The sequence below is a fragment of the Arthrobacter sp. TE12232 genome (assembly GCF_054062615.1).
This window is the reverse complement of record NZ_JBSSFK010000001.1, coordinates 1,502,179-1,514,681: the sequence shown is the minus strand read 5'-3', so window position 1 is coordinate 1,514,681 and position 12,503 is coordinate 1,502,179. Positions and strand designations below refer to the sequence as shown.

At 68.5% G+C, this 12,503-nt stretch carries 11 protein-coding genes; 4 read left to right on the top strand and 7 right to left on the bottom strand.

What is annotated here, in order from left to right; genetic code table 11:
* Positions 1-64: 64 nt before the first annotated feature.
* The 3 genes from ACVWZ7_RS06635 to ACVWZ7_RS06625 all read left to right on the top strand — a co-directional run bounded on the left by ACVWZ7_RS06635 (position 65) and on the right by ACVWZ7_RS06625 (position 3,531).
* Complete coding sequence (locus tag ACVWZ7_RS06635) at positions 65-1,459, top strand: OFA family MFS transporter (protein WP_456507360.1); 1,395 nt, start codon at positions 65-67, stop codon at positions 1,457-1,459.
* Between the two features lies 1 nt (position 1,460).
* The gene (locus ACVWZ7_RS06630) at positions 1,461-1,589 is read left to right on the top strand and encodes an MFS transporter small subunit (RefSeq protein ID WP_456507359.1); all 129 of its coding nucleotides are present in this window, start codon (positions 1,461-1,463) and stop codon (positions 1,587-1,589) included.
* Between the two features lie 106 nt (positions 1,590-1,695).
* Positions 1,696-3,531: a gamma-glutamyltransferase family protein gene (locus ACVWZ7_RS06625; RefSeq protein WP_456509078.1), complete on the top strand. Its 1,836-nt coding sequence runs from the start codon at positions 1,696-1,698 to the stop codon at positions 3,529-3,531.
* 64 nt (positions 3,532-3,595) lie between these two features.
* Here the strand turns inward: ACVWZ7_RS06625 and ACVWZ7_RS06620 are convergent, their stop codons facing one another.
* The 6 genes from ACVWZ7_RS06620 to ACVWZ7_RS06595 all read right to left on the bottom strand — a co-directional run bounded on the left by ACVWZ7_RS06620 (position 3,596) and on the right by ACVWZ7_RS06595 (position 10,940).
* A complete protein-coding gene (locus tag ACVWZ7_RS06620; protein ID WP_456507358.1) occupies positions 3,596-4,603 on the bottom strand; it encodes an alpha/beta hydrolase in 1,008 nt (335 codons plus the stop codon).
* Positions 4,604-5,007: 404 nt separating this feature from the next.
* Positions 5,008-7,542 (bottom strand): DUF222 domain-containing protein, encoded by a 2,535-nt coding sequence (locus ACVWZ7_RS06615; protein ID WP_456507357.1) that lies wholly within the window; start codon positions 7,540-7,542, stop codon positions 5,008-5,010.
* Between the two features lie 119 nt (positions 7,543-7,661).
* Positions 7,662-8,429 (bottom strand): YqjF family protein, encoded by a 768-nt coding sequence (locus ACVWZ7_RS06610; RefSeq protein ID WP_456507356.1) that lies wholly within the window; start codon positions 8,427-8,429, stop codon positions 7,662-7,664.
* Positions 8,430-8,531: 102 nt separating this feature from the next.
* Complete coding sequence (locus tag ACVWZ7_RS06605; protein WP_456507355.1) at positions 8,532-8,921, bottom strand: DUF1622 domain-containing protein; 390 nt, start codon at positions 8,919-8,921, stop codon at positions 8,532-8,534.
* A 51-nt stretch (positions 8,922-8,972) separates the two neighbouring features.
* Complete coding sequence (locus ACVWZ7_RS06600) at positions 8,973-9,884, bottom strand: SDR family oxidoreductase (protein ID WP_456507354.1); 912 nt, start codon at positions 9,882-9,884, stop codon at positions 8,973-8,975.
* Positions 9,885-10,046: 162 nt separating this feature from the next.
* A complete protein-coding gene (locus ACVWZ7_RS06595; RefSeq protein WP_456507353.1) occupies positions 10,047-10,940 on the bottom strand; it encodes an MSMEG_6728 family protein in 894 nt (297 codons plus the stop codon).
* 145 nt (positions 10,941-11,085) lie between these two features.
* On the opposite strand from ACVWZ7_RS06595, the gene ACVWZ7_RS06590 reads away from it, so the two are divergent.
* Positions 11,086-11,658 (top strand): hypothetical protein, encoded by a 573-nt coding sequence (locus ACVWZ7_RS06590; protein WP_344364441.1) that lies wholly within the window; start codon positions 11,086-11,088, stop codon positions 11,656-11,658.
* A 114-nt stretch (positions 11,659-11,772) separates the two neighbouring features.
* Here ACVWZ7_RS06590 and ACVWZ7_RS06585 read toward each other — a convergent pair whose 3' ends face one another.
* On the bottom strand, positions 11,773-12,426 hold the full coding sequence (locus ACVWZ7_RS06585; protein ID WP_456507352.1) for a LysM peptidoglycan-binding domain-containing protein: 654 nt from the start codon (positions 12,424-12,426) through the stop codon (positions 11,773-11,775).
* Positions 12,427-12,503 lie beyond the last annotated feature (77 nt).

Genomic DNA, 12,503 nt, shown 5'->3' with positions numbered 1-12,503 from the left:
TGTGAGTGGCCCTTCGCCTCAGTGTGCTGGACACCGACGTCGTTGACGAGCAGGGGGAACATTTATGGGCTGGCTGGACCGCGAACGAACCATCGCACCGCCGGGATTCAACCGGTGGCTCGTGCCGCCTGCGGCGCTCGCCGTGCACCTGTGCATCGGCCAGGCGTACGCGACGAGCGTCTATAAGACCGCTCTGGTGAAGCACTTTGGTGCCAGCCTGACCGAGATCGGCGTCATCTTCTCCATCGCGATCGTGATGCTGGGCCTCTCGGCCGCCATCATGGGCACGTGGGTGGACAGGAACGGGCCGCGCAAGGCGATGTTCACCTCTGCCGTGTTCTGGGCCAGCGGCTTCTTGATCGGGTCTCTGGGGATCTTCAGCGGCCAGCTCTGGCTCGTATACCTGGGCTACGGCGTCGTTGGCGGCATCGGGCTGGGGATCGGCTACATTTCGCCGGTGTCCACCCTCATCAAATGGTTCCCTGACCGGCCCGGGCTGGCCACCGGCATGGCGATCATGGGGTTCGGCGGCGGCGCCTTGATCGCCAGCCCCGTCTCGACGGCACTGCTCAAGCTGTACGACCCCAACTCCGGCGCCAAGGGTTGGGTGGCCAGCGGCGACTCGGTGGCCAAGCTCTTCCTGACCCTCGCCGTCGTCTACCTGGCCTACATGATGTTCGGCGCCTTCACCATCAAGGTCCCGGCCGAGGGATGGAAACCGGCAGGCTTCGACCCCGGCAAGGTCAAGGCCGCCGCTCTGGTCACGACGGACAACGTCTCCGCCCGGAACTCGGTGAAGACGCGGCAGTTCTGGCTCGTGTGGATTGCCTTGTTCTGCAATGTCACGGCAGGCATCGGCATCCTGGAACAGGCTGCCCCGATGATCCAGGACTTCTTCCGCCAGTCCGACGGCACCTCCCTGGTCAGTGCCGCCGTCGCCGCTGGCTTCGTCGGGCTGTTGTCCATCGGCAACATGTCAGGCCGCTTTGCCTGGTCAGCGACCTCCGATGTGACCGGCCGCAGGCGAATCTACATGGTGTACCTCGGCGTCGGCGCCCTGCTTTACACCGTGCTCGCCCTGGCGGGCTCGACGTCCACCGTGCTCTACGTGGCGCTCGCGTTTGTCATCATCTCCTTCTACGGCGGCGGGTTCGCTACCGCCCCCGCCTACCTGCGGGACCTCTTCGGCACGTTCCAGGTGGGTGCCATCCACGGCCGCCTCCTGACCGCCTGGTCCGCGGCCGGCGTCGCCGGTCCGTTGATCGTCAACGCGTTCCTGGACGCGCAGGGCAAGCCCGGCGCGCTCACGGCCGCGTCCTATCAGGCCGCCCTGCTGACCATGGTGGGGCTGCTGGTGATCGGCTTCGTGGCAAACCTGCTGGTCACGCCCGTGGATGCGCGATTCCACGAACCACGTCCCGGCCGTGTCCGGCCCGAAGAACCCGCCTTGGAGGCTTGAGATGAGTAATGCGCAGACACCCGTGGAATCGTCGACCGGAAAATTGATCATCGCGTGGGGCCTCGTGGGAGTGCCGCTCGCCTTCGGAGTGTACGAGACCCTGACCCGGGTGGCGGCACTGTTTGGCTGACCCCGTGGCGGCAGAAGATTCCTTGCACCGGCAGCACACTGGTGCGGCCGCGTTTACGCGCCCGGATCCGTTCACCACCCGCCCCACACTGCAGGGCACGTTCGGGATGAGCGCATCCACGCATTGGCTCGCGACGGCGGCGGCCCAAGCCGTGTTGGAACGCGGCGGTAACGCCTTCGACGCCGCCGTGGCGGGGGCGTTCGTGCTGCATGTGGTGGAGCCGCACCTCAACGGACCCGGCGGCGACATGACCGGCGTGTTTGTCACGGCAGACGAACCGTCCAGGACGGTAGTCCTGATGGGCCAGGGTCCCGCGCCTGCCGGGGCCACCGTGGAGCACTACCTTGCCGAAGGCCTGGAACTCGTGCCGGGCTCCGGTGCGCTCGCCGCCGCGGTGCCTGCCGCCGTCGACGCCTGGCTCCTGCTGCTCCGTGACCACGGCACCTGGGAGCTGGAGACCGTGCTGGACTTCGCGATCGGCTACGCGCGGGACGGCCACCCGATGCTGGGCCGGGTCGGAACCACCATTGCGGCCGTGGCCGCTCTGTTCCAGGCGCACTGGACCACCTCTGCGGAGCTGTGGATGCCCGGCGGCAGAATCCCGGCTGAGGGTGTGGTGGTCAGGAATCCGGCCTATGCCCGGACGCTGGAACAGCTCATCGAGAGCGGTGCTGGAGCACCGTCCCGCGAGGCCCGGATTGATGCAGCCCGGCGCGAGTGGCGCGAGGGATTCGTGGCCCGGGCCATGGTGGATTCGGTTCAGGCCCCGCACCGGCACTCCTCGGGCATGGACCACCGCGGGGTGCTGGCCCTGGCGGATCTGGCAGGGTTCGAGGCCAGCTACGAGGCCGCCTCCACCGCAGAGTTCCGCGGCCACACAATTGCCAAAACCGGCCCGTGGGGCCAGGGGCCGGCACTGCTCCAGACACTCGCCATCCTGGATGGTTTCGAGGACCGTTACCTGGACCCGTCCACGGAGCTGGGTGCGCACACCATCCTGGAGGCGCAGAAGCTTGGGTTGGCAGACCGCGAGGCATACTACGGGGACACCGACGTTCCGCTGGACTACCTCCTCTCGGCCGACTACTGCGCCAGCCGTCGGGCCTTGATCACGGACCGGGCGTCCCACGCCTTCCGTCCCGGAACAGTGCCGGGCCGTGAGCCGTACATCCCGCCGCTGCGCACCGAGTACGTGCCGCCGGTGGCCGCTGGACGGTCGGGTGGCGGCGCCGCAGGTGTTGCGCTCGACGGCGGCGTGGCTGGCGGTGGCACGGCCGACGGGCGCGGGACTGGGTCCCGTCGTCACGCGGCCCTGGGCATCGGGGAGCCGACCGTGGCGCCGACAGGTGAGACCCGGGGCGACACCTGTCACATCGACGTCGTGGACCGTTGGGGCAATATGGTCTCGGCTACGCCCTCGGGTGGCTGGCTGCAGTCCTCGCCCGCGATCCCGGAGCTGGGCTTCTGTCTCGGCACCCGGCTGCAGATGACCTGGCTGGAACCCGGGACGCCGTCCACGCTGACGCCCGGCAAGCGACCGCGGACCACGTTGACGCCGACTCTCGTGCTGCGTGGCGGCCGGGCCGTGACCGCACTGGGTTCGCCCGGCGGAGACCAACAGGACCAATGGCAGCTACCCTACCTGCTGCGGACTATCGTGGGCGGGTACTCGCCGCAGCAGGCAATCGACGCGCCGACGTTCCATACGACGTCGATGCCCGGGTCGTTCTGGCCGCGCACGGGGGAGCCGGGCGGCGCCGTCGTCGAAGGCCGGCTGGGGGAGAACGTCATCGAGGGCTTGGAGCGCCGGGGCCATATTGTCACCCGGGCTGGTGACTGGACGCTGGGACGGCTGTCCGCCGTCGTACGGGATCCTGAAACCGGCGTCCTGCAGGCGGCCGCGAACCCGCGCGGTGCGCAGGGGTACGCCGCGGGCCGGTAGCGGATGGAGCGCTCCGCCGGTGCAGACTTCGTGCGGTTCCGGAGGGGCCTTCGCCTGGTTGCTGTTAGCGGCTGGCTTGGAGTTGGTCCATGAAGCTGAGCGACTCAGCGACGATCTGCTGCTGCGCGTGTTCACGGGAGATGCCCGGCTCGCCGTCCCCGGGCTGCTCGCCGTAGTCCCCGAAGAACGCGTGCACGCCGCCCACGACCGTTGCGTAGGTGGTGTTCGGCGGGAGTAGGGATTTCGACGCCGCGATCTTGGCGGGAGTGCTCAGGCCATCATTCGAGCCTGAGATGGACAGCACTGAGAGGCCGGGGGCGTCTGCCATGTTTTCGGCCGGATACGAGGCAAACAGCAGCAGCCCGGAGACATCGGAATTCGACTTCGCGAAGGAGGACGCACTCACCCCTCCCAAGGAATGACCACCGACAGCCCAGGAACCGATCTCCGGGTGCCGGTCCATGACCTCACGGGCCTGGCCGGTGTTCAGCAGGGGGATGCCCAGTGGGGTTTTCAGGATGACCACCAGGTGGCCGGCGTCTGCAAGCGGGCGCAGGATGTCCTGATAGGCGCGCGCATCGACTCTGGCCCCGGGGTAGAAGACGAGCCCCGTGGTGGCTTTGCCTTCCGGAACAAGGGTGATCGAGGTGGCGTCCTCCGTGATCGTCGCGGTTCTGGTTTTCGCGGCGCTTCCGGTGGTTCCGCCGGGTGCGGTGGTCTGGCCGGCGGTGCCGCTTGGCTGGTAGGGGAACGGGTTGAGCCACAACAACGCCGCGACGACCCCCAAGACCACGATCCTGCCAGCGAGGCCGCGAATCAGTTGCCAGGATGACACGCTGACCAACTTCTGCCCATGTTCTCTTGGATTCTGCTGTTTGTTCAGTCTCCAGCGTTCGAGCAGAGTCGAGCGTTTGACCAGGATGAACGCCCAGAGCAGACCTGCCACGGCCGCGACGATCAGCAGCACGGGCAGTGCGGGGTGGCCGCCGAGGACTGCAGGGTTGCCAATCAGCATCCAGAGCGGAACCACGATCAGCGCGGCGGCGGCGAAGGCGCCGCTCCAGTTCAGCACCGCCGACCTGAAGCCCGCCGACTCGGTTCCAGCCGCGTTGACCTGAGCGGACCTTAGGTGTGGGGACTCCAAATCTGCGGGGTCCGGCGCAGGGGCGGACGATTCAGGCCGACGGGCTCCACTCGCTGCATCCGGCCCAGGATCAACAACAGGTTTGCCGGGGTCCTTCGGCATCGCATCGTTCACAGTGCGATGTTATCTCCATGATCGAGATAACTGGAGAGGTGGCCTGGAGTCTCGTGGGCTGTTCGGAAGGTCGAGGTGCCGTGACTACCGACCGGACTCCCGTCGCTGCCGGGTCCGTGATTACACGGCCGGCACGTTAGCCCGGATGACGCCGCCACTGACCGGTCTGCCGCCATAGGCCGGGTTGAGGAGTTGCGGTGTCACTCTGCGGCTTGCGGTTATGCGGCCTGGGCGGGTCGGGCGGGTGTGAAGTAGTGGTTGCGGCGGGGTTTTTGGCCGGGGTCGATGTGGGGTGGCGGGATGAACCAGGGAATCCCGGTCCGGAGCCGGATGGTCCACGCCTCTTTGTGGATCACGTGGTGGTGATGGGAACAGAGCAGGGCCCCGTTCTCCGTGCCCGTGGTCCCGCCGCGGGACCAGTACGTGATGTGGTGCGCTTCGCACCAGGGCGCGGGGATGGTGCAGCCGGGAAAGGCGCAGCCGAGGTCCCGGGCGATGAGGGCTTTGCGGAGGTGGGGCGGGAAGATCCGGGAGGCCCGGCCGATGTCCAGGATCCGTCCCTCACCCCCGAGCAGGACGGGGATAAAGTCGGCGTCGCAGGCGATCTTCCGGATGGTGGAGGCGGTGACGGGTCCGGTGAACAGCAGCGATCCCGTTTCCCGCACCGCCCCCGCGGGCCGGAACGCCCCACCGGCCGTTTCCTGACCTTCTGTCGGGCCAGCTTGGCAGGCGGCCTCGCCGGCTTCGCCCGCCGCGCCGCCCGCGTCTGGCGCGCCGCCCGCGTCTGGCGCGCCGCCCGCGTCTGCCTCACCGGCGGCAGTGCGGTCGGGGGTGGTGCCGAGCCGGGTCAGCAGGTCCCGGTAGTCGATGGTGACCATGACCTGGGGCCGGAGCCCGCCGGCGGCGGGCAGGCCGCCGGTGGCGAGGGCGATCCCGCAGGCACCGACCAGGCCGTCCAGCAGCCGCTGGGCCCGGGACCGGGGATCCAGCCGCTCCGTCCCGGGATCCTCCTCGCACATTGACTGCCCCGCTGCTGCGGGGGCGTCATCCGGAGCGGAATAATTCCCCGGGGCCGGGGCCGGGGCCGGGGCCGGGGCCTGGGTATCCGCGTGAGTCGACACGCCTGCGGCCCGGGCATCACAGGCCCATACGCTGGCCCCGGCATCCGTGACCGGCCACTGACCGCCGGCACCGGCTGCGTTGGCGGGTCCGAGGCCCGAACGCTCGCCGGCGGCCGCACTCGGAGCCCACCCCACGGCGAAAGCCATGCCAGCAGGCTCGGCGGCCCAGCCAGCAGAAACGGGCGTGGCCTCAGCGTCGGTGGCATCACCTGCCCGGCCGTGAACGGCCGCAGCCCCGGCACCTGCGGCCCAGCCAGCAAAGGCCGCAGTGCCACCGCCGGTGGCATCAACCGTCCAGCCGTGACCGGCGACCGTCTCTGCACCTGCGGCCCAGTCAGCAGAAGCGGCGGCACCGGGGGTGGCATCAACCGTCCAGCCGTGACCGGCGGCCGTCTCTGCACCGGAGGCCCCTCGATCAGCCGCCGTACCGGTGGCGGAGCCATCAGGGGCGCCAGCACCGGAGGGCCAGCCGTGGCCGATGGCAGTCTCGGCGCTGGCCGCGGGGCCGTCGGACGCGGGCGTGCCCTCAACAGCGGCCCGGGCAGCGTTCGTGGTCCCGGCGGTGTCCGTGGTCCGGGGGTTGGTGCCGGTGTTCATGACGGTGAGGAGGTATTCGAACTGTTCGGTGGTCGCGAAAATCTCAAGATGGTGCAGGCCGTGGCGCCGGCGCCGGATGAAGGCGCCCTGTAGCTGGCGCAGCAGCTCCTCGGAGGGCTCGGCACCGTCCTGATCCAGCGCATCGGCCCAGCCCCGGGCCACCCGGGCCAGGAAGTCCGCGTCGTTCTCCGCCGCCGTGCGCGTCAGGGCGTGCTCCATCCGCGCCAGGGACCCGGCGTCACAGACGTGCCGGACCTTCTCCAGCGCCGCCGTGATGATCGTCGCGGCCCCGGATGCGACCTGCCCGGACGCGACCGCCGCACCGAGCTCCGCGTGCACGGCCGGGACGGGCTGGCCGGTGAGTCCCCGGCGCGGCAGCACACCCCCGGCGAGGGCGAGCCGGCGCTTAGCCTCCGGGGCGCTGATCCGCAGCCGCGCCCGCAGGAACTCCGCCGTGTTCCGATACCCGTCATCCACCACCGCCGCGTCACCGGCCGCATCCCACGGCACACCCTCCCCGGTCAGCGCATCGGGCGAAGCCGCAGACTCGGGCACACTGTCGATCCCACCGTTGATTCCGCCGTCGGTCACGTCATCGGTCCCGGCGCTCACCGTGCCGGACGGTGCGCCACTGGCGGCCGCGGTTCCGGGGACGTCGTCGCGCCAGCCCGTCGTCCACGACGTGCCGGCCCCCGCCGCCGTCCCCGCCGTGGCGGACTGCTTCCTGGTCCGGTCCACCGCGCCGGCCGCCACCAGCTGCAAAAACTCCAACCGGCGCGAGAGCTCCTCCACACCCCCGGCGAAGTCCGCCGCGGCCCGGAAATCCCACAACGCCGCATCCTGAAGCACCGTCGACCCCACAGCCTCCAACGCGGCCAGGGCAACACCCACCCCCGACCGCCCGGCCGGACCCGAACCGGCACCTGCGCCGCGGCCGGTGCCGGGATCCGCGCCGCAGCCTGCAGCGCGACCGGTGCACTGATCCGTGCCGTGCCCGTCGTCCCCGAACGGAATGAAACCCCTGGCGGCTTCCATGACACCAGTCTCCTCCGGGGGTGTGACAGTTTTAGCGGGAACCGTGCGAGCCAACTGCCCCCGTGGCGCCCGGTGCCCGGTCGCCAGGATTTCAGGGCACTCGGGTCAAAGCGCGCGGGTCAGGGTGCGCGGGTCAGGACCCGCGGCCGGCCAAACTGCGTGCGCACTCCGGGCGAGAAGAGCACGGACTCCGGCGCCCCGGTGACTTCAATGCCGGCAGCGCGCACCAACTGATCCTCCAGCCGGGTCACGTGCGCCTGGTACAGCGGCCACGCGGTGTGCTCGTTCGGAACATAGAGGGTCTTGCCCCTAAACCGGGAATGCAGGCCGAACCGGGCCGTCAGGTGTACTGATAACGAGTCGGTCGCCTCGACGTCGAACTCCGGGACGACGGCGAAATCGCTCCGAGCGCCTCCCCGGAAACGCCGCACCAAGTAACCGCTCTGGGGCCCCGCCATGCTGGCGGCTCCAAGCTCCCCGGGTGGCACGGCATCCCCACCGGCGAAGCTCGCGCGAGACCAGACATAGGGAATCCCGGCGGCCCGCGCAGCGAGCACCACCGCCAACCGCGACGCATCCAGACTGAGGAAGACTACTCCCCGGGTGCCGTCCGGTTCCCGGGAGTAGAGGCGCACGTTGATCTCGGTGAAGCTTCCGAAATACGGGATACCGGGTCCGCGGCCCAGACCGGCGCCTTGCATTCGAAAACCGATGAGCCCCACCCAGGCGGATCCGTCAAAGCTGTCCGGGACAACTCCCGGAGGCATGAACGACGCCGCCACCGGCTCAGGGATTCGCCAGTGCAGGAAGACAGCATCGGTCCAGCGTTGATCCATGATGATCGGGCGCGGAAGCTCGGGTGCGGCGGGCCAAGGAACTATGTTCATGTGAATTTTCCTTCCTGCAAGCTCCGTAGTTCAGCGCCCCCACCTCGAACGTCGGCTCAGTTCAGATGTCGCCTCAGTTCGGCGGCGACGTCTGGAATGGCTTTAGCCGGTCACTGAGGAGGCCGATGGACCTCCGCGCTGGCTCTGCCAGGGCCAGCGTCCGGTGATTTCCAGCTCGAGCGAGAAGCTCAGGAAGGTTCGAATGAGCACAATAATGCCCAGCACGCCGACACCCTCGAAGGTCGGAGTGACGGCGACCGACCGGATGATGTCGGCGGCGACCAGCAGCTCCAGACCCAACAGGATGGACCGGCCCAGCAGTTGCCGGTAGGAGCGGTAGACGGTTAGCGGCTCGGAGCCAGCCGGCAACCGTTCCGGCTGATATCCCCGCAGCGCCAGGGGGATGGACACGATCGCGCCGATCACCATGACGGCCACTCCCGCGAAGTCCATGAAGCTGCCGACCGTCTCAATAGTGTGCTGAAGATCCATGGTTCCCCTCATTGAAGGTGGTAGTGAAGTGTGCGGTGATCGAAGCAGGCTTTAGGGGTGCCGGACGCCGACCCCGGCAAGAATGGCCCGGTAGCCTTCGCGGAAACTCGGGTACTGGAACTTGAAGCCGGTGCTGCGGAGCCGGGCATTGCTCGCCCGCTTGTTGCCACCCCGTGACGGTTCCCCGCCCGACGTCGAAGTCCCGCCCGACGTCGATGCCGCGCCCGATGGGTCCGCCGACTCCGACGCCGGCTGGGGGAGTCCCAGCTCGGCCGCCAGGAAGCCCAGCACGTCACCGAGCTCGGCCGGTTCGTTGTCGACGCCTATGTACACGGGCCCGGGGACCGCATCCATGGTGCACAAGTGGACGATTGCCGCGGCGGCGTCGTCCCGGTGAATACGGTTGGTAAAGCGCGACGTCGCCGGAATAACGGCCGTTCCGCCGCGCACCTGGTCGATCAGTCGGGTCCGGCCGGGACCGTAGATGCCGCCCAGCCGCAGCACGACGGGGGTGATGCCGGTGCCGCTCAAACGGCGGTAGAGGAGTTCCTCTGCTTCGCGGATGATGCGGCCAGAAAACCCGCCGGGTTCCGGCGTCGTGCGTTCATCGATCCAGCCGCCGCCGGCGTCACCGTAGACCGCGGTCGAGGACACAAACAGGACCCGGCGGACGGTGGCTCCGGACGCCAGCACTGCGTCCAGCACGTGTGCGAGACCATCTACATATGCACTCCGGTACGCATCTTCCGTGGGGGAATCGGCGGCAATCGCGACGACGACGGCGGTAGTGTCCGTCGGGACGGCCGGCAGCTCGCTCGAACTCAGGTCCGCGGCGACCCCCTCAATCGCAGCCGGAAGCTTGCCCGGCGAGCGACGCCAGCCCACCACACGGTGTCCGGCGGCCGCGAAACGCAGCCCGGCCTCAGTGCCCAAATCGCCGCAACCGGCCAAAAGTACAGTCATAGGGCCAGTCTGCCAGCCTTCACGGAGCGCTGCGCACAGGCCCGGGCAAAACTTGAACTGAACTTGTGGCCCACTGAACCAGCGGACCCGACGCCAGACCCCGACGCCAGGCACCGCCCGACGTCGGACCCCGCCCGACGTCGTTCGGCTGCAGCCGCTCGGCTACCTCGCCGGAATCGGGAAGAAGGCCCGCGGGTCCTGCAGCAGGGCCGGGTAATCGAAGGCCGAGCGGTCCACGATCTCGTCGACCTGGAAGTTGCGCGCGAACTGGCCGTCCACGGTGATCGGACGGCCCAGGACCTTGCCGATGGCGAAGGAGGTGCCGCCGTTGACCGGGATGGCGACCACGGAGTTGCCCGGAAGGGTGGTGAACGCATCTTCTTGCTGCTGGCGCTTGCGGGTGGGCTTCTTGACGAGCTGCTTCGGCGGCAGTTTGCGTACCTTGGGGCGGCGGGAGCCCGAATCTGCGTAGACGAACTGGTAGTCGTCATCGGCCGCGGGCTTGGCGCGTCCCACGGGCGGCAGGCTGACAGTCTTCAGCTGCTCCGGTCCGGTGTCGCCGAGCGGCAGGCGCAGGACCCACATCCGCTCCCCGGCAGGATCCTCGGGCACGAGCTCGAGCCTGGGCTCCGGCCAGACATACTCCAGGTCCGGGTCCGTGCCCGGGAAGACCTTGGCATAGAACCGCGGATCCTTGGCGATCAGCCGGGACCGGTGGCTGAGGTGGAAATCCGGCTCGCCCAGCCACGGCGGCATCGGAATCTTGGAGGCGTAGTCGGGGTGGGCCGCCTGCGGGGCAAACTCCATGATCTTCTCGCGGGTGGTGTCCTCGCCGCCGCGGGCCGTCCATTCATCCACTACGGCCAGGCCGTACATCGTCAATGCTGGGACGTACCCCATCCACATCCGGATGGCCGGGTGCGACTGCCAGCCATACTCCGGGATCACCAGCGCACGCAGAATCTGCAGCGCTTCAACGCGCTGCTTGCCGAGCCGCTCGCGGTCCAAAACCGCGGCGCTCTGCTGGAAATCGGGGAAGGGGAGGAAAGTCTGCATCTCTCCAGTTTGAGGCCACGCGACGAATCCACCAATTGCACAGGACCGCGCGTGGGCATGTTCACATTTTGGAATGAAGCAGACAGCTCATTACGAAGGGGCGTAATATAGCAGGACCCCATCAATGCCGCCCGGAGGACACGCCATGAATCCAGCCCCTGTTATGCCGTTTGTGCCGAAATACGGCCAACTGCTCGACCCGGAAGCGAACGGCATTGTGGTGCTGGAGGAGGTCATTCTTGACCCCGTGGCAGCCCGTAAGGAACAGCATGGGTTCCGCGCCGCAATGGCATCGGTAGCGCTGACCATGCGGCGGATTCTGGCGCTTCGCCTCTTCATCGCCGTCGTGGCGATCGCCAACCTGCCCCTCTTCTTGCTCAACACGGGCTGGTGGATTTACGTCGTCTCACTGGCCCTGGTGGTTGGCGTCCACGCCGCAGTGTCCTGGCTGAACCGGAACGAGCCGCGGATCAAGCAGCGCCGCATGCTGGAACTGCACCTGCACCGCGAGCGGAGCGACAACTACCGCAAGGTCCGCGACGCCGTGAAGTACGTCATCGACGCCCCTGCGCGCGTGAACGAAAACCTCTACCTGGAACTGCTCGCCGCGAAGCGGGTGGCACTGCACCTGGCTATGGGCACCGTGGCCCTGCTGGACACGAGCGACGACGCCGCGTGGAAACTTCAGATTGTCCGCGAAATCCCGCAGGCCGCCTAGCCAGCACCGACCACCCGAGAAGCACGGGTCACTCACGCACCACGACGCCGGAGCGTCCCCTCGCGGGATTGCTCCGGCGTCGTGCTGTAACGGCGTCGTGCTTTAGCGGGTGGCCTATGCGGGAAGCTGCAGCATCTGGCCCGGGAACACCACATGGGGGTTGCTGATGATCGCCGCGTTCGCGTCGGCCAGCAAGCGCCAGCCTCCGGCAATGTTGAGCTTCTCGGCGATCGTACTCAAGGTTTCGCCGCTCCGGATGGTGTAGGTCTGGCCACTGACTGATACCGGCGCAACGTGGCGGGGTGCCGGGACGGCCGCCTTGAGCGCTACATTCCGCACAGGCACCCTCGCTGGGGCTGCAACCGCGGCGGGCTGGCGTGACGTTGTTGCGCTCTGCGGAGCCCCGGCGCCTCCGTGCAGGCCCAGCTTCGCGGCGCAGGCGGGCCATGCGCTCCAACCCTGGGCGGCCTGCACTTTCTGGGCGACGGCGATCTGTTGCTCACGGCTGGCATTGGCCGCAGAGCCTGTTCCGCCGTAAGCGGCCCAGGTGCCGGGGCTGAACTGCAGCCCGCCCCCGTAACCGTTTCCGGTGTTGGTGCCCCAGTTGCCGCCACTTTCGCATTGGGCCAGGGAGTCCCACGTGGAGGCGGGGGCTGTGGCCGGGGCGGCCGCGTTGGCTGCCGAGGCCGACAATGCGACGCCTGCAATCGAGACAGCCGCCAGTGTGATGCCGCGGCGCGCGGCAGTGCCATAGGTGGATTTCTTCATGGTTCAGATGCTCCTGAGGGCCACCGGCGCTCGGTCCGTCCCCGGACGTTGTCGCGCCACTGCCCGCCCCTGACATT